16 protein-coding genes and 3 pseudogenes are annotated in these 17,680 nt (G+C 57.0%); 9 read left to right on the top strand and 10 right to left on the bottom strand.

Annotated elements, in window-relative coordinates:
• The first annotated feature begins 90 nt into the window (after positions 1-90).
• Complete coding sequence (locus BW919_RS02365; protein WP_232452906.1) at positions 91-1,386, top strand: double-cubane-cluster-containing anaerobic reductase; 1,296 nt, start codon at positions 91-93, stop codon at positions 1,384-1,386.
• A gap of 241 nt (positions 1,387-1,627) precedes the next feature.
• Here BW919_RS02365 and BW919_RS02370 read toward each other — a convergent pair whose 3' ends face one another.
• Positions 1,628-2,383: an acyl-CoA dehydratase activase gene (locus BW919_RS02370; protein ID WP_088335435.1), complete on the bottom strand. Its 756-nt coding sequence runs from the start codon at positions 2,381-2,383 to the stop codon at positions 1,628-1,630.
• Between the two features lie 189 nt (positions 2,384-2,572).
• Here BW919_RS02370 and BW919_RS02375 point away from each other — a divergent pair, with 189 nt between their 5' ends.
• The 4 genes from BW919_RS02375 to BW919_RS02390 are packed head-to-tail and all read left to right on the top strand — an operon-like array spanning position 2,573 to position 4,925.
• Positions 2,573-3,034: a YeeE/YedE thiosulfate transporter family protein gene (locus tag BW919_RS02375; protein WP_088335439.1), complete on the top strand. Its 462-nt coding sequence runs from the start codon at positions 2,573-2,575 to the stop codon at positions 3,032-3,034.
• A gap of 13 nt (positions 3,035-3,047) precedes the next feature.
• Entirely contained in the window at positions 3,048-3,521 is a 474-nt protein-coding gene (locus tag BW919_RS02380; protein WP_088335442.1) for a YeeE/YedE thiosulfate transporter family protein, read from the top strand.
• Positions 3,522-3,531: 10 nt separating this feature from the next.
• The gene (locus BW919_RS02385; RefSeq protein ID WP_257789228.1) at positions 3,532-4,104 is read left to right on the top strand and encodes a DUF3343 domain-containing protein; all 573 of its coding nucleotides are present in this window, start codon (positions 3,532-3,534) and stop codon (positions 4,102-4,104) included.
• On the top strand, positions 4,101-4,925 hold the full coding sequence (locus BW919_RS02390; RefSeq protein WP_088335450.1) for an NAD(P)H-hydrate dehydratase: 825 nt from the start codon (positions 4,101-4,103) through the stop codon (positions 4,923-4,925). Before BW919_RS02385 ends, BW919_RS02390 begins: the two co-directional genes overlap by 4 nt.
• Positions 4,926-4,936: 11 nt before the next feature.
• On the opposite strand, the pseudogene BW919_RS02395 reads toward BW919_RS02390, so the two are convergent.
• The 6 genes and pseudogenes from BW919_RS02395 to BW919_RS02420 form a co-directional block, all read right to left on the bottom strand.
• Positions 4,937-6,860 (bottom strand): annotated as a pseudogene (locus tag BW919_RS02395) (4Fe-4S binding protein).
• A 6-nt stretch (positions 6,861-6,866) separates the two neighbouring features.
• Positions 6,867-8,280 (bottom strand): annotated as a pseudogene (locus BW919_RS02400) (Ni/Fe hydrogenase subunit alpha).
• 25 nt (positions 8,281-8,305) lie between these two features.
• Positions 8,306-8,788 carry a hypothetical protein gene (locus tag BW919_RS02405; RefSeq protein ID WP_198324643.1) on the bottom strand — a complete coding sequence of 161 codons (483 nt, stop codon included), beginning with the start codon at positions 8,786-8,788 and terminating at the stop codon, positions 8,306-8,308.
• Positions 8,789-9,008: 220 nt separating this feature from the next.
• Complete coding sequence (locus tag BW919_RS02410) at positions 9,009-9,251, bottom strand: hypothetical protein (RefSeq protein WP_088335455.1); 243 nt, start codon at positions 9,249-9,251, stop codon at positions 9,009-9,011.
• A 143-nt stretch (positions 9,252-9,394) separates the two neighbouring features.
• Positions 9,395-9,667: pseudogene (locus tag BW919_RS02415) on the bottom strand (F420-nonreducing hydrogenase); the annotation flags it as partial.
• A gap of 14 nt (positions 9,668-9,681) precedes the next feature.
• Positions 9,682-10,107: a hydrogenase iron-sulfur subunit gene (locus BW919_RS02420; protein WP_088335463.1), complete on the bottom strand. Its 426-nt coding sequence runs from the start codon at positions 10,105-10,107 to the stop codon at positions 9,682-9,684.
• Positions 10,108-10,348: 241 nt separating this feature from the next.
• Here BW919_RS02420 and BW919_RS02425 point away from each other — a divergent pair, with 241 nt between their 5' ends.
• Positions 10,349-11,671 carry a hypothetical protein gene (locus tag BW919_RS02425; RefSeq protein ID WP_088335467.1) on the top strand — a complete coding sequence of 441 codons (1,323 nt, stop codon included), beginning with the start codon at positions 10,349-10,351 and terminating at the stop codon, positions 11,669-11,671.
• Here BW919_RS02425 and cgi121 read toward each other — a convergent pair.
• Positions 11,633-12,073: a KEOPS complex subunit Cgi121 gene (cgi121, locus tag BW919_RS02430; protein WP_088335469.1), complete on the bottom strand. Its 441-nt coding sequence runs from the start codon at positions 12,071-12,073 to the stop codon at positions 11,633-11,635. The genes BW919_RS02425 and cgi121 overlap by 39 nt on opposite strands.
• Positions 12,074-12,315: 242 nt before the next feature.
• Between cgi121 and BW919_RS02435 the strand changes: the two genes are divergently transcribed.
• On the top strand, positions 12,316-13,890 hold the full coding sequence (locus BW919_RS02435; RefSeq protein WP_088335471.1) for a phenylalanine--tRNA ligase subunit alpha: 1,575 nt from the start codon (positions 12,316-12,318) through the stop codon (positions 13,888-13,890).
• On the opposite strand, the gene BW919_RS02440 is transcribed toward BW919_RS02435, so the two are convergent.
• Positions 13,891-14,436, bottom strand: a complete 546-nt coding sequence (locus BW919_RS02440; RefSeq protein WP_157665913.1) for a hypothetical protein — start codon at positions 14,434-14,436, stop codon at positions 13,891-13,893. It abuts the gene before it with no gap.
• A gap of 125 nt (positions 14,437-14,561) precedes the next feature.
• On the opposite strand from BW919_RS02440, the gene BW919_RS02445 reads away from it, so the two are divergent.
• On the top strand, positions 14,562-14,852 hold the full coding sequence (locus BW919_RS02445; RefSeq protein ID WP_088335475.1) for a DUF167 family protein: 291 nt from the start codon (positions 14,562-14,564) through the stop codon (positions 14,850-14,852).
• 473 nt (positions 14,853-15,325) lie between these two features.
• Positions 15,326-16,117 carry a hypothetical protein gene (locus tag BW919_RS02450; RefSeq protein WP_157665915.1) on the top strand — a complete coding sequence of 264 codons (792 nt, stop codon included), beginning with the start codon at positions 15,326-15,328 and terminating at the stop codon, positions 16,115-16,117.
• Here BW919_RS02450 and BW919_RS02455 read toward each other — a convergent pair whose 3' ends face one another.
• Entirely contained in the window at positions 16,118-17,647 is a 1,530-nt protein-coding gene (locus tag BW919_RS02455) for a 2-isopropylmalate synthase (protein ID WP_088335479.1), read from the bottom strand. It abuts the gene before it with no gap.
• Positions 17,648-17,680 lie beyond the last annotated feature (33 nt).

Genomic DNA, 17,680 nt, shown 5'->3' on the forward strand with positions numbered 1-17,680 from the left:
CTACGATCTTCAATAGGTATGAGGTTAGCTAATGGTCATATTTAATTGCGAACTCCATTAGTATAATGTAGGAATTCGATTTAATAATGAGTGAGAAAGTACCAAGTTGAAGGGATCCTATTGGATATTAGAGATATTTGGAAAGAACTCGAAATCGACCTAGAGCGGCATGATAAGTTGCTCGAAGCCCTGCCGGAGACGTATGAGCAGATCTTCCTGAGTCAGGAAAACCGCCCAGAGCGTATGTCCTACTTCGATGAGGTAGTCGCCGATATCCACGGAACACGGGTCCAGGAGCTGTACGAGATGAGAGAGGAAGGTAAACCGATCCTGGGGACGTTCTGCGTCTACGTGCCGGAGGAGATCGTCCTCGCCGCTGGCGGTGTTTGCGTGGGTTTATGTGGTGGATCGGAATTCCCGATCCCGGACGCCGAGAAGTACCTCCCACGCGACCTGTGCCCACTGATCAAGTCGTCCTTCGGCTTCCTAGTATCCAAACTGTGCCCATACTGCCAAGTCGCGACGGTGATCGTCGGCGAGAACACTTGCGACGGCAAGAAGAAGATGTATGAGATAATGTCCGAGCACAAGGACGTCTACGTAATGGAAATGCCTCAGGTGAAAAATGAAGAAGGTCTCGAGTACTGGTACGAGCAATTAATCAAATTCAAGGAGTTCATAGAAGAACTATCTGGGAACGAAATTACCTACGAGTCTTTATTAGACGCTATAGAGCGTGTGAACGCTAAGCGGGCAGCTCTTAAGAAGTTGTACGAACTTAGGAAGCACGATCCGGCACCTATAAGTGGACGTGATGCGAACCTGATAGCTCAAATAGCGTTTTACGATGATGTCGATCGATTCACTGAGAAGGTGAATGAACTCAACGAAGAGCTCGAAAAACGTGTAGAGGAAGGCGAAGGTATCGCCGAGGAAGCACCGAGAATCCTAGTAGCCAGCACGCCGATGCCGATCCCACACTGGAAGCTACTTCACATCGTGGAGTCTTGCGGCGCGGTGGTAGTCTGCGAGGAATCGTGTACGGGCACCAGGTACTTCGAACGGGAGGTCAGCACGGAAGGAGACGATGTCGAAGATCTGATTAAGAATATCGCAGAAGCGTACATGGAAACGAAATGTGCAATTTTCACACCGAATGACGAGAGGATCGAAGATATTATTGAGAAATACGAGGAGTGGAACTGTGATGGAGTGATACTGTATAACCTTAAATTCTGTCAACCGTACGCTGTGGAACACTCGAAGATCGAAAGTAGGCTGAAAGAAGAAGGAATCCCCACGTTGAGACTTGAATCAGACTACAGCGAGGAGGACATAGGGCAACTGAAAACGAGAATCGAGACGTTCCTAGAGTCGATCGCTTAAGCCCGCTCACGCCATCTCCTCTATTTTCCCTATTATCATTTGTAGGATTTGTTTATCGTTGAGTATTTGTTCTGGTGGTTCGGTTATTTTCTTTATTCTGATTGGTACTGCGTCCATTCTGTAGTCGGTTCCTTCCCATTCTATAGCCCCTATTAGACAATACAATCATTCCAGTTTTTGAAAGTTATTAATCTTAAGTTCAATGGTTATTCGTGTCATAAATGGGTTGTGAACTTAGTATTCATTTCTCTAATACCCATAAAGCAGCTCCTAATGCTCCAGCTATGTGAGCTTCATCCGGCACATTTATCCTCGTCTTCAGCCTGTCTGAGAGGAGCTCGGCGAAAACTCGACAGTGCGCCATACCACCGACTAGCACTACCTCGGGCTCCGGCGACACCTTGTCGGCCATGGTGGCGACGCGCTCTGCCACAGAGTCGAGGACTCCCAGCAGAATTCTTTCGACGTCGATCCCGCGGTTCACCAGCGAGATCACCTCAGTCTCCGCGAAGACCGCGCACATCGAGTTGATCTTCACGGGATCATCCGCGCAGTTCACGTGTTCGTCGACCTCCGACATTTCGATCCCGAGCCGTCGGCACACGTTCTCGACGAACCTCCCGGTACCGGCAGCGCACTTGTCGTTCACCTGAAAGTCCACGACCTTGCCGTCTTTCACCTTCATCACCTTAGTATCCTGACCGCCCACGTCTATCACCGTCCTGGCGCCTTCGACCAGTCTGGAGGCGCCTAGAGCGACCGCCGGGAGCTCGGGCACGGTCTCGTCAAACTCGCCGCTCAGAGCCTCTCTACCGTATCCTGTGACGGCCGTGACGTCGAACTCGTCGATGTCCGCACTTAGCTCGTCCATGGCACGTCGCAGCACCTCTTTCACGGGACCGGTGGACTCTATCACGGTGTAGTCCTCGAGCGAATCGTCCTCTACGATCGCACACTTCAGGTTGGAGGATCCAGCATCCACGCCGAGAACCCGCATGATCGGTCCCCGGTCGATTCGTCACGTGCATCCCCTTGATGTCGTTGGGCGGCTCGTTCGATAGCCATTACCGAGTTTCATACCACTACAGGGCCCTTCATCAAGTTCTCTAATATCGTTTTGATACCGGAAAAAGTACTAATTATAACGGGACACAATGCCTGCCCGTCGCGCCGGGGGAGTTGAAGCATGACCAGGATATCACCGTTGGTTACGGGGTTGGTAGCCGGCGTCTCCGCCGCGATACTTCAGGCAGTCTTCAGGGTCAGCCCACCACCGGCGTACGGCATCTGTATAGCGTGTCACACCAGGGACCTGGTGAACTGGATAATGAACCACGCCGCGGGAACCACGCTCGGGATGGCGCCGGTCTCCAAACCCTTCCCGGTGCTGACCGTCGTAGGGATCTTCATCGGGGCGCTGATTGCGTCGTTCGCCCACGGAGAGTTCCGAATTCGGAAGACTCACCACCCGGTTGTGGGATTCGTACTGGGTTTTCTGGTCATCAACTTCGCACTCTTCATGGGCGGATGCCCGATCCGAACGAGTCTGAGGACGATGTACGGGGACGTCGTGGCACTTCTCGGATTGATCTCCATAGCCGTCGGCGTAGTATTGGGGGCGGAGTTCTACCTCAAGAGAAAGACGTGAGGGGGGGCGATCGTTGGCGGAGTACCTGCACGCCATCGGAACGCTTGCGTTCGGCGTGCTGATCGGCTACTTGGGCCAGCGGTCCGCGATGTGCTTCATAGGTGGAATCCGGGACGTGTACCTACTACGCGATACGTGGCTCGTGCAGGGTCTAATCGGGTTCCTCATCGGTGCCTTCTTCGGGTTGGCGGTGTTCGGAGCTGCGGGCATGATCAAGAAGTTCCCATGGTTCCTGTACAAGGGAGCGTCCGCCATCCCGGGTGACGTCCTAGGCAAGAAGCCGGGGTTCGTCGCTCACGCGGCGGTGACGGTGGTGGGAGGTCTCGGCGTTGGTTTCTTATCGGTGGTCCAGGGTGGCTGCCCGTTCAGGAACTACGTTATGGCGGCCGAGGGCAATGTGACGGCGATGGCGTATCTGCTAGGGATGTTCGTCGGTGCGGTGTTCTACCACGCCTGCATCATACCGATTTTCGGGCTACCTAAGTGAGGGGATGGAGATGGGGTTTCTTTCTCGCCTCCGCTCCGCATTTTCCCGGGAGGATAGGCACTCAAACGGGTGCGGAGGTAGGGGTCTAATCGTCTTCGAGAGCGCCAGGGACACTATGAGGGCTGAGAGGGCTCTCAAGGAGGCTGGATACGACGTCCGAGCGGTAGCCCCGCCGCCGGAAATCCGCGAGGGATGCGACCTAGCGATCGAGTACGACCTCGTCGACGAGGTTGGCGTGCGTCGAACGCTCGAGGAGATAGGTGTGGAGCCGCTGGAGTTCGTATCGCTCGAGGATCATTCCCTCAAACCCATCGAACTGGTTCACGTTAAGGAGATAGACGGATACATCATGGTCCGGTGCGGCAACATGAAGGTGACCGTGGATCGAGATGGAACGATAGTGAACGTGTCGGGAGGCGGTTGTCCCGACGTCCCTTACCTAGCGCACGAACTCGTAGGTAAGAACGTCCTCGAGCTGTCGGAGGACTCGATGCCGGCGAGCCTAGGGTACACACTCTGCGCGTACACGCTCGATAAAGCCGTGAGGAAGGCTAAAGAAATGCTCGTAGGGGAAGAGAGTTGATTATCGCGGGCACGGTCCCTATCGAAAGTCTCGATCTCGTCGAGGGCGAAGTGGAGTCGCTGGGTAATCGGATACGCGTCGCTGGTCGTGAAATACCCGTCTCAATGGGAACCACCGCGCTAGCCGCCGCGGCGGCTCAGACCTTGGGGTTCTTGGACGAACGTAAACCGCAGCTTATAACCGCTGGGGATCTTGGGGAAGGTAGTGGTAGCCTCGATATCTACCGTCGCCTGAGGGAAGTCGATGATGAAGTACTCGTGATCCACTACATCAAGCCGAAGATAGACGAGATCCGTCGCATCGATACGTCGGGCAAAGTCGTCGCGGACGCCGGAGGGATGTACGCCGCTAAGGCCGCGGGTATCGGACCCGAGTTTCACCTGTTCCTGCCAGACCCCGGGGAACTCGCGTTCCTCGCTGACGAGAAAGCCTATCATCCGGCCTACGTTCGAAGGTTCATCGCTGAAGTCGACGAGGAGGAGGTTCCAAGTCTGGTGAGGCGTGCATACGAGGGGAATCAAGTTCCGGATCACTTAGTGGTCAAGGGGGGGCGTGACTACGTCGTCCATAGTGGTGAAGTAGTGGAGATCGTCGATGAGCCCCTAGTCGAGGCTATGGAGTGTATCGGAGGCACGGGTGATACACTCACAGGGATCGTCGCCGGACTCATCGCCGCGGGGTTCGAGACCGAGGAGGCGTGCGTAATCGGCTGCAGGGTGAACCGTAGAGTCGGTGAAATCGTGAAAGCGACTCCTGCGACCAGGATACACGAGCTCATCGAAGCGATACCGGAAGCGTTGCGTGAAGAACTGAAGGATTAAGGGGAGAAGGATTAAGAGGAGGGGTCCCTGAAAGCTCCCTCGATCTGCTTGTGCAACTGCTCGGTCTTGAAATGGTTCTGCTCCATGGCGCCACTCGGGCACGCCGCCGCGCAAGTCCCACACCCCTTACACAAAGCGGCCGTGACCTCAGCCACAAGCTTACCGTCCCTCTCGACGAGTTCTATGGCGCCGTATGGACAGAGCTCCACACAGACACCACAACCACCGCAGGTCTCTCTGTCCACCTCAGATACGATAGGCTCCACTGCTACCTCCCCGGCCGCCAACACCGTGGCGGCGCGGGCCGCGGCGGCCGAACCCTGAGCGACAGAGGAGGGTATGTCCTTCGGGCCCTGGCATGCTCCGGCCAGGAAGATACCATCGATCGCCGTATCCACTGGCCGCAGCTTCGGGTGTGCCTCCATGAAGAAACCGTCCGGCGAACGTGAGATGCTGAGGACCTCCTGGATAGCGTCGGCTGAGTCCCGTGGCACCATACCCACGGACAGCACCACCAGCTCGTACTCGCGCTCGACCACCTCGCCGAGAAGCGTGTCCTCGGCACGGACGATGAGGTTCTTGGTCTCCGGATCCTCAACGATCTCCGCGGGTCGGCCGCGGATGAACCGAATACCGTACTGCTTCTGCGAGCGTTCGTAGTACTCCTCGTAACCCTTACCGAACGCCCGCACGTCCATGTAGTAGATATCGATCTTAGTCTCCGGGTATTTCTCCCGGACGAGTTGCGCCAGCTTCATCGCGTACATGCAGCAGACGTTGGAGCAGTACGGGTTGGTCTTGTGGGGGTCCCGTGAGCCCACGCACTGGATGAACGCGATACGTTTCGGTTTCTTCCCGTCACTTGGCCTCACCACCTTGCCGCCGGTAGGCCCCGAGGCGTTGATAAGCCTCTCCAGCTCTATCGACGTGATCACGTTATCATAGACGCCGTACCCGTACTCTTCGCGCTCGGTCGGATCACATGTATCGTATCCGATGGCGCAGATGATAGCACCGACCTCTTCCTCGACGATCTCGGGCTCTTGATCGAAGTCTATCGCGCCGGCGTCGCACACTTCCTCGCAGAGACCGCATCGGATGCAGTGCTCCTCGTCGATCGTGTACACCAGCGGCATCGCCTGCGGGAACGGCTTGTAGATGGCCTTCCTCATCCCTAGGCCCTCGTCGAACTCGTTGGGCACCTCGATCGGACATACCTCCGCACAGACTCCGCATCCCGTGCACGCGTCCTCGTCCACGTACCGCGGTTTCTTCTCGATCTTCACTGTGAAGTTGCCCACGTACCCGTCCACTTCGACGACCTCGGCATAGGTGTACATCTTGATGTTGGGATGCTTGGAAACGTCCACCATTTTCGGTGCCAGGATGCAGATGGAGCAGTCGTTCGTGGGGAACGTCTTGTCAAGCTGAGCCATCCTACCTCCGATGGATGGTTCTTATCCCAGAGACTCCGCCTCCGATGACCAGAGCACGGTCGGTCACATCCACCTTGATGGTCTCGAGGGGCTCGAGCAGCCGAGCCTTGGCTACCGCCATGCGGACGAGGTCCTTCGCTTTCTCCGTAGCCTTGGCAGGGTCGTCCATGTGAACCCACGAGCAATGTTCCCTGATGTTCGCCATCTCGAAGCAGTAAGGGTTCAACCCGGCCTCCTCGACACACCGTCGGAACGTGGGCTCGTGTAACCTGGGCGAACAGGCCGCCACGACGACGCGGTTCAGATCGTACTTCTCGATGTCGCGCTGGATGATCTCCTGACCCGGATCGGAGCACACGTACTTGTAATCGCGCGCCACGACCACGTTCCTCAGCGTTTTGGCGAACTCGGCCACTTCCTTGACATCGACGACGCCGGCGATGTTCACACCACAATGGTACACGTAAACGCCGATGCGCGGCTCTTCCTCCTCCGCCAACCGACATCACCCCTCCACAACCCGAACTAGCTTACCGGCGCGGTGAACCTCGAGCGTGAGCCTGGGACGCTCGCCGAGTATGTGGGTCGCACAAGATAGGCAAGGATCGTAAGCCCGGATCACCATCTCCATACGGTTGAGAACCTCGGGGGAGGCGTCCTCGGGACTTCTCAGGTACTCCTCCGCGACCCTCTTGACGCCGAGGTCCATGGCTGGGTTGTTCTGGACCGTGGCGACTATCAGGTTGGCCTCAGTGATGATGCCTTCCTCGTCCGTCTTGAAGTGGTGGATCAGCGTCCCACGAGGCGCCTCCACGCAGCCGACGCCCTCACCCACAACGTCGTCCGGATCCACCTCCTCCCGGACGTCATCACCCGTGATCTCGTCGTCCTCTAGCAGCTCGACGCAGCGTTCTGCCGACGACAGCAGCTCGATCGTCCTCGCGTAATGGTACAGCATCGGGTGGTGGGTTTCCCATACTCGTCGATGAACTCTTCGTAGCGTTCCTGAGCCCTGGGCGTGGCCATCCTGTCGCATACGTTGAGGCGGGAGAGCGTGTTGACCCTGTAAAGTCCGTCCTCTTCGCCCTTGTCGCGTAGGTACGGAAACTTAAGGTATGAATATGGTCGCACGGCCTCAGCGATATGGTCGAGATATTCCGACGGATCGAACTCCCGGTCGACATTACCCTGGGGATCCACGACGCGGATCACACCGTCGTACAGCTCGTGCACACCGTCGCTGACCATCCCCATGTGGTGAGACTCTAGATATCCGAGCTCGAGCAGCCCCTCTTCCTCGAGGCGCCGAGTCAGTTCCTCGGCCATGTCGACGGTGCGCTCCGCCAGCTTAATCGCGCTCCTCGCGAGTTCGAGTAGCTCCTCCCGTCGGTCCTCCTCCAGGGGCTTGGATATACCGCCTGGAACGGCAGTGATGGGGTGTATGGGCTTGCCACCGACTGCCTCCACTATCGTCTGTCCTATCTTCCTCAGCTCGATAGCATACTTTACGACCTCCGGGTTCTCTCTGGCCAGTGCTAGAACGTGGCGCTTCATCGGATCCTCCTCTTCGAGCTTGACCAGGTCCGGCGCCGCGAGGAAGTAGAAGTGGAGCGCGTGACTATGCACCGTCGCGGCGTGATGAATCAGCTCCCGTAGCTTCTGAGCTGGTTTCGGGGGATCTACACCGAAAACCTCGTCGGCAGCTTTGGCGCTGGCGAGGTGGTGGGCCACCTGACATATCCCGCAAATCCTCGGTGTCAGAATCGGGGCGTCCTCGATCGGTCTTCCTTCTAGGAACTTCTCGAAGCCGCGGACCTCGACCACGTGGAACCTGGCGTCCTTCAGTTTCCCGTCCTCGTCGAACTCGACCACGATCTTGCCAGACCCTCCACTCTGGTGACCGGCTCGATGTCCACAATCTCAGACAATGTATCGACATCCCCCTCACTCCCTGTTCACCTTAAACGGCACCAACGAGCTGGCGAGCGTGAACCGGTAGAACCAGCCTACCACGTCGGGGATGGACTCCACGAGCTCAGAAGGGTCGTCGTCCACATCGGCCCGGAAGATCGAGGCGATCGCGGACATCATCTCCGCACCTTGATCGTGGATTTCCCCAGTCGGTCCCGCACAACCCGCACACGGTACCTCGGCTTTAGGACAGTGTGCCCCGCATCCCGCACGTGTGGCGGGCCCCATGCACGGATAGCCCTGTTCCAGCAAGCACCGGTCCGGATCGGGCTCACCTTCAACCGGGCGGAGGATCTCGTGGATCACGGTCTCTTCCTTCTTCCGAGGGCACTCCTCGCAGAGGTTCGTCGTCGGGAGCTCGGGTTCGCGTCCGTCGAGGATCGCTGTGACCGAGTCCGCGATCAGGTCGGGTTCCGGGGGACAGCCTGGTAACTCGTAATCGACGTTCGATGACATCGGAGAGCGGGTGAACGCGCCATGTTAACTCGGGGACGTCTTCGGACGGTATTACACCGTCCTCATTCTCCGTGCTGGCTGTTTCCACGTAGACTGTCTTCAGGAGTTCCTCGTTAGAGTACATATTGGCCAGTCCAGATCTGTTAAATCTACAACTATTTTGTTGTAGTTTTCACATTCTAATATGGAAATTGGCGCCCATCCATCGTTGTTTATTATTTTAATCCTTTGCAACTTTCTCTAGCGCATCAACTATTGATTTTGGGTCAAATTCGAGTATCAAATAATATATAACTTCTGGATCGTCCTTCAACATACTTGCAAGCATTGGATCTTTATTACGTATCTTCTTTAAGTCATCTTCATCGATTTCTTTTTTAACCCATTTTTCTATAAATTTTCTAGAACTTTCGCCATATATATCGACCAAATACTCTATTAGAAACTCAGAATCAATCGCCAAACAATAATACCCCCTCCTTGATGGGGTGGATTATATTGTACGTTTGGGATGTAGGAGGTAAGCTGCTATATAAAGAGTTCGATACATTGTATCCTACAGCTGGATTATGTCTTAAGTATAAGGAGGAGGATGAAAGATTCATGGACGCCGCCGTAACATGCGCAGGTACCTACTGCCACGACGATTTCCGCACGCTCCCTGAACTCCTCCGCCACCTCCACATTCTCCTCGTTCCTGATCCCACCCTCGATCAGAACCACGTCCACATCCTCGGGGATCTCCTTGGTATCCATGAGCACGGGGCAGTGAACCAGCTCGGCGTCGCCCAGGAGGTCCAGAAACCGCTCGTGAAGGTCCAACATCGAGATATGGCAACCGGAGCAACAGCACAACCACGTCGTGGCGATCTTTACCAAACGCACCACCTCCTTCACAGTCTCTCCAACTTCTCATGGAGCTCCAACGGCCCTAGTTCTAACAACATTTGGTGAAACTCTGTCATAACCTCAGCGAACTTCTCTCCTTCTGAGGCTGAAATCCATTCGTATTTAAAACGCTCAGGTTCAATACCTATTTCAGCTAAGAATTTCTTCAATAACTCGGCCCTTTTCCACCACTTATAATTACCTGATTGATAGTGACAATCTCCCAAGTGACATCCTCCTACGAACACCCCATCGGCACCTTCTCTAAACGCTTTCAAAACAAGAGATGGTTCTATTCGTCCCGAACACATTACTCGAATAATTCGAACACTTGGGGGATATTGCATCCTACCAACGCCAGCGGTGTCCGCTCCTCCATACGAGCACCAGTTGCAACAGAAAGCTATGATTTTTGGTTCCCACTCTCCCATAGACACCCTCCGGGGCTCCTTTGTCCACATAAGAAAAAGCTTACTATTCAGCGAATTTCAGCACTATTCCTCGAACTTAAACCCCTTAAGTTACTTCCTATCTATCGATTCGCGTAATCATAAGTGATATCAATATCCATTGAAAGTATCAGGACAATAGTTCTCGTACGTGATCGAAAATCGCTCCGGGAATTGGTGGGGCTTTTAAACTCGCGGAGAGACGGGGTAGGGGGGCCGTATCGTGACGTTCTTTCGACGCGTCTTGATAGGCTCCTTAGCGTGTCTCGCACTTCCCATCGCGGCGACATGCGTAAACGAGGAATTCGAATCGAGAGTCGAGAGTCTGATACAGAATCCCGATTTCCAGGGAGCGAAGGAGATCACGCTGTACGCATCGAGTTCGTACGTGATGACGGGTCGCATCAAGATATCGTATAAGGGACCGGAGGAAGTTGGGCCTGCCGAGGCGAATGAGCTCATCAACGGGATGAAGAAACTGTGTGAAGATCTAGATCCGTTGACCGGTCGAAACGAACCTATCAAAGATTTGCTCGACGCACTGAAAAGGTTCGACGAAACCTTGAACCTGGAGAAGTTGAAGGAGAAAACGCAGGGATTGAGGCTCGCAGCTTGTGAAGTCAAAGTGGATCTATGGTATGTCGGGGAAACCGGCACACCGCCATCGGACCTACCTCAGATCCTCCAACAACTGCGGACCGAGAAAGAACTTCATCTCACGTACAAGATACCGTACCCTGAAGCACATGTATACGTCGTTGGGAGTGTGGAGCTCCTCGATCGAGCGCTGGACCTACCCATACGCGCGGTGTTCTCGTACGATTATCCAAACGATGGCTCCGGTGTGAAGGTTTCAGTGGATACTGAGCATCGCAAGTTCACGATAGAAACGACAGATAAGACCTACAATCTGATAGTGGCCGAGCTCACATTCCAAGGCGGACTTCGAGAGATCGAAGAGTTGACGGACCTCAGTGTTGAATCCTCGGAGGACTTACAGAAACTGCTCGAGAGTACCGATCTGAAGGTAGACTGCCATCCATCAGGAGGTAGGATCGAGATCGACGGATTGCCCCTCGTGGTCAACGAAGGGGCCGCGATAGTCGTCTACGCGATCGGGAGCAACCCTATCAACTCCATCGTCGCGTCCAAGATCGCGGAGCTTATTGGCAAGAACCCGCTGATTGTGACTCTAGGAAACGCCGACCTTCAAGTGGGAACCGAAGGCAAGACGTTGGTCGTTAAGGGATCCGCACCAGGTGGCCTGGTGGTGATCTACGGGCCGGCCGTACCGGATAACACGCTTGATGCCACTTCTCGAGTTGGTACATTACAGGTCGCCAGAGCCCTCGGAGTCCAGGTACCGCCGTTAGTTTCCCTGTTCGGATGGATACTGGGGCCACTACTGGGGTCGATCACGGCCACTTATACACCCGAGTTCAACGGTGAGCTGAGGATGTCATCCCGCGGCGTCGGGATGGCCACACCAGCGGTGATTGCCACCCTACTACTCCTCGGCGTCCACGGACGCCGCCGTTCTAAGTAGTTCCTTGTAGCCATCTCGTTCCGGGAACTCCTCGAGCTCCTCGGCCTCTCCCAACAGTTCCTTCAACACCTCCTTCACTTTTTTCCGATCCCTGGAAGCCACGACGAGCACGAACTCATCACCCGGCTCCGCTCGATCGATCGCCTCGCGGATTTGACGGGTCCCCGTCAACCTCACCAAGAACTCCAAGTCCAGGGACCGTGCCAGGTTGCGGTCGCTCTCAAACGCTCGAATGGCGCGACAGGCGGCCGAAGCGATCACGCGGTAATCGGCGTACTCGGTGGAAATCGCCTGTATGATAACTTCCTCCGAGGAGCGTTCGATCACCCTGCGAGGGTCACCCCTACGGATCGAGCAGTGCAAGTACAGCGGACCGGACCAGTGGTCGAACTTCAGGATCACTCGGCCTCCCCCGCACCGGAAAACCTCATTACGCCGATATCATTGTTGATGTCCGGCCCGGGCCCGGCCGGCGGTCCGGGAGGTGATAGCAACCAGCGATGACCGGCCGACACCAGCTGGCCGGGCTACATCGCCCGGGTGAGGTCCCCCGAACGGGGGCGACCGTGATCCCGGGTGGGTTTACCCCGCCCCCAATCCGCCATGCAGGGTCGCAGTGGCCGAACTGACCGGGGGTCCGCCGCGTGGACCCGCGGGAACTAGCTGAGCGGTTGACCGAGCGCGACTTAAGGATCCTCATTCATTTGGCGGAAAACGAGGAGGCAACACCCGAAGAGCTCGCTGAGTCGCTGGGTGTCGACTTGGGTCCCGTCATGAGATCACTCTACTGGCTCGAGGAGCGTGGATTGATAGAGTCCGAGGAAGAAACATACGAGGTGTACGAATTAGGTGATGAAGGAAAGGAGTATGCCGAGGAGGGACTGCCGGAGCTCCGCGTGGTCGAGGTCTTGAGAGGGATGGGCGGCGAAGGACGGTTGGAAGAAGTCCTAGATCGTGCCGGAGTGCCACGGAAGCTGGCCGGACCCATCCTAGGATGGTTGAGGAGGAAAGGACTAGCGGAAATCAAAAGGGAGGGCGGAGAGACGTTACTCGTTCTTCTGGAGGAGGAACCCGAGGATATGGATCAATCCGTGCTCGAGGCGTTGGCCACCGAGGGTCCGATGTCCGTCGAGGAGTTAGCGAGAAGGCTGGAGATGGACGAAGAGGAAATGGAGAAAGTCCTGAAGAGGTTGAGCGAGCGCGGTGACGTCCTGAGAGCACGGGAGGAGACGGTTAAGAAAGTCAGGCTAACCGAACGTGGTGAGGAAGTCGCGGAGCACGCCCCAGAAGTGCTGGAACGTGACTGGATTACGGAGCTGAAACCCGAGCATTTGAGGGAGGGGACCTGGAAAGAGAAGGAGTTCAAGCCGTACGACGTGAAGGCACCCACGCGCCCCACGTTCCCAGGTAAGCGTCATCCGTTGAAGGAGGTTATCGATGAGATACGCAGAGTCTTCCTCGAGATGGGTTTCGTGGAGGTATCCGGACCACTAGTCGAGTCCAGCTTCTGGAACTTCGACGCCCTGTTCCAGCCGCAAGATCACGCCGCCAGGGAAATGCAAGATACCTTCTACCTGGAAGAACCCGCCAAGGCCGAATTGCCGGACGGTGAGATCGTAGAGAAGGTTCGAGCCGTGCACGAGGACGGTGGTGACACGGGATCCAGGGGTTGGGGGTACGAGTGGGACGAGGGTGTGGCCCGGAAGACAGTCCTACGTACTCACACGACGGCGGTGTCGGTTCGGAAACTGTACGAGGTAGAGGGGCCTCCACTCAAAGCGTTCTCGATCGGCCGGGTATACCGGCGTGAGACGGTCGACTATAAGCACTTGCCGGAGTTCCATCAGTGTGAGGGGATAGTCCTGGCCAGAGATGTCTCGTTCCGGGACTTGCTCGGGATACTCGAGGAGTTCTACCGACGGATGGGGTTCGAAGAGATCAGGTTCAGACCTGCCTACTTCCCGTATACAGTCCTCTCCGTGGAGCCCGAGGTGTACTTCGAGGAGAAAGGAGACTGGGTAGAGCTGGGCGGTGCGGGCATTTTCCGACCTGAAGTGATTCAACCCCTAGGGTTCGATCCCGACGTGGTGTGTTTAGCATGGGGCTTGGGCGTCGAACGACTGGCGATGCTGAAGTTGGGAATAGACGACATAAGGGACCTGTACATGAGCGACCTCAAGACGCTCTTGGAGCTGCCTACCACCAGAGCACGGCGCTGATCAGCGGTCCAGTCGTCTCCACACGTCCTTCCAGCGATCCCCACACCTGCGCTTGACCTCGTACTTCAGCAAGTTAAGAAGGGTCGCCACAAACACCTCGTCGGTACCACGAATCACAGACTCGGGCCTGAACCCGTTGTTCGCGAGGGTCGCCAACCACGGGATACCCGCCTCGGAGACGAACGACTCCACCGACACCTCGAGCTCAGACGAAAATGTGTCGATTACAGCCAAGACGGCCGCATCAACGCACACCCTCCACGCGTCACCGTTCGCGGATGTCAGCGGGTACGAGAGTTCCGAACCGCGTGACCATGTGAACACGTCCGCCAGAGCCGCCGAGAAAAGCCCAAGGACCCCCGCAGTAAGTGATAGAGGGTTCTCGTCGTCCCGCACGTCCATAGACAATAACATCAGCTCACGGTGACCCACCCACACGGGAGCCCGTAGCTCATGAACCCTCAGCTTTTTCCCAGTTAGCACGTCCAAGATCCACTTAGGGACTTGCACTGCACCCTCCCGGATTCCCGAGAACACGCCACTCAAACCCCCCAAGAGATGATGAGACCCCGGTACGCATTGTCGGATCTGTGAAGACCGGCACTCGGGCTGAGGCCCGTGCACGCTTCCCATCTCGTCTTCACGGCCATGTTTCCACGGGGGGATCGTAATTGGAGCCGCCGGTGAAAGAGCACCGGGAAGGAACGCTGATCCGAGTGCGGGTAAACCCGGACGCGGACACCACCGATCTGAAGGGGGTCGATGATTGGCGTGGGGCCATAGAAATTGACGTAGCCGCGCCACCGGTGAAGAATAGGGCGAACCGCGAGTTGCTTGAGTTCCTCGGGAGGAAGCTCAACACGACCTGCGAGTTGGTCTCGGGAGAGAAGTCCAGGGAGAAGTTAGTGCTCGCACGGGACATCTCCGTTGATGAGGTGGAGGAACGGCTGGGATTGCGTTAAGTGTCACGGGAAGCAGGTGAGCGTACGCAAGGCGGCAACACCCTAGGAATGCAGTGGTACTCGGTGTGGGCCCGGGTCGAAGCGACGGGCTCATCGGCGGCGGAACCGCCGACCCTCTTACCAGTGTCCCGTCGCCGTCCCCCCGGGCCCTTCATCGGCTGTGCCCGGCGGTAGCCGACCCGGCGGATCATCCCCGGGATGGAACCGCGTCATCCGCGGGCGGGGAGGCCGGGCTTCGGTCCGCTGGGTCATCCCTTGCACACGGACCCTCTTAGCCCGAGGCCCCACTGAACTCGCCGAATCTTAACCATACCGCCTGAAGACGTTCATAGTCTCCCCCCGAAATCGTAATGTTTTTCTGAAATTAAATACGCCGATGGAGGGAGGGCGACTCGCCTGTCATCGCCGCCCATCTGGTGATCACACGCCGGTCGGAGTCACCTGAGGTGAAACCTCCGCCCGAGGAAGCGTGGATGGGTAGGCCGGTAAGGCCCGCTCAGGGCTTCCATACGCGAGTCTCGATGATTGCGGGCGTAATGATGGGAGGACCCGCCGACGTTGAGTTCCCGAAGACGACCCACCCGCTCGAGCTGCCACATTACCTCGAAATAGACGGTGATACCTGGTGTCGACTGAGGTGTCGGCTGGAGTCGTTGGAGGACAGGAGCCCGGATTTAGGGGACGCCGTCCGGGCATACATCAGGGAAGTGTTCAGGTGTATGATCAAGCCAGACTTCGCGATCGCCGTTAAAGCGTGTACTCCCGTCATCGCCCTCGACACTCCGCTATGGCGCGACGCACGAAGGTTGGCCCGCGCGATCGCAAGACTACTGGCGAGGGTCACGGGGGTCGAGGTGCAACCTCCTCCGGACACCGCGGCAGAACTCCGAGCGACGCTGTACCCGATCGCTGAACGGGCGCTGGTATCCACGTTGCTCGCACAGGCGGTAGCGCATCGTGTTCGATCGTTGAGGATACGATCGGAATACTTGAGCGCGCACTTGGATTCGCCCTCCGGTGAACCCCCACCCAGTGAACTCGGGGAGGTCTCCGACCTGTACACTACGCTGGTAAAGGACTTTGAAGGGTACCTCACGCGAGTGACGCGCTTGAGCCGGTACATCACAATCACAGCTGGGCGTAAATTCGTCCTAACACCGGACGACTACGACCCGACGTGGAGGGGTTACCTTCAAGGTCTGCGCAGGTTCTGGGAGAATAAGCGTGGAACGGAGGAAATAATCAGGCAGTTGGGTCTGTCCTGATCAGCTACGCTTGCGGGCAATAAGCGCGTTGATACCGTCGATGAACGCCTCCAGGCTCGCCACGACGATGTCTTCCCGTGAGGAACCGGAATGCACTATCTCACCTGTTTCCGGATCTCGCAGCTTGACATCCACGTGGGTGATCGCGTCAGTACCGCCGGTCAGAGCCTCAGCACGGTACTCGACGAGCTCGAAGTCGATCCCTTGATCCCTGAGGGCTCGTTCCAACGCCTTGATGGTAGCATCCACGGGCCCCACGCCGGTGGACGCTGCCTCCTTCCTAGTCCCGTCGATCTTCACGACGATTGAGGCTGTCGGTATGGTCTTCTTCCCGGTGACCGTCGTGAAGTCCTCTACCTCGATGTCACGCTCGGCCGGTCTCCCAAGTACGTCCTCAGCGATCGCACGGAGATCAGCCTCTGTGGTCCGCTTCCCACGGTCCCCCAACCGCTTAAGACGTCGAAGTATCTCCAAGAGCTGCTCATCGTCGACTTCAATACCCATCTGTTTCAGCTTCTTTCGGATCACGCTAGTTCCCACGTGTTTACCTAGGACGAACCGGCGCTCGTGTCCGACCTTCTCCGGCGGAATTGGCTCGTAAGTACTCTCGTCCTTGAGGATACCGTCGGCGTGGATCCCCGACTCGTGGGTGAACGCATTCTCACCCACCACGGCCTTGTTCGGTGGTACCCTAACGCCGGTCAGTCTTTCCACGAGCTTGGAGAGCTCCGTCAGCCGCTCGGTCCGAATGCCGGTGTCCACGCCGTACAGCTCTTCCAGCACTACCACAACCTCCTCCAACGCCGCGTTGCCGGCGCGCTCGCCGATCCCGTTCACGGTCACGTGGACCTGGCGCGCCCCCGCTCTGACGGCGGCGACTGTGTTAGCCGTCGCCATACCGAAGTCGTCGTGGCAGTGCACACTGAGGACGACGTCCTCACCGACGCGCTCCCGGAGCTTCTTTACCGCCAGGAACATACCCTCAGGCGCCATCACTCCGACGGTGTCGTTGTAGCCGAGACGTTCGGCGCCCGCTTCCAAGCAGGCGTCGAACACCTCGTACAGGTACTCGAGCTCCGTCCTGGTACCGTCTTCCGTGGAAATCTCCACCGTCAACCCATGATCGTGCGCATACTCCACGATCTCGCTTGCGCGCTCCAGGACCTCTTCACGGTCCATCCGGAGCTTCTTCTTCACGTGGACCTCGGAAGTAGGTACGACGATGTGGACTGCGTCGGCCTCAGCCTCGATGGCCGCATCTACATCACCCTTCACCATACGCGCCATACTACACACTTCAGCGTCGAGCTCCTCCCGGACGATGCGTCGAATCGCCTTGAGTTCTCCCTCGCTCGCCGCCGCGAAACCTGCTTCGATCGTATCCACGCCGATCTCGTCGAGCTTTCGGGCGATCCGGAGCTTCTCCTCGGGAGTCAGAGCGACTCCAGGCGTCTGCTCTCCGTCCCTCAAAGTGGTGTCGAATATCCTCACCTCATCCGGTAGATCCACGTCCACGTTAGCCTCTCTCAATAGTTCCCTAACGGCGGATAAAGCGATCCCCCA

The sequence above is a fragment of the Methanopyrus sp. KOL6 genome, from assembly GCF_002201915.1.
GTDB lineage: Archaea > JAADCQ01 > Methanopyri > Methanopyrales > Methanopyraceae > Methanopyrus.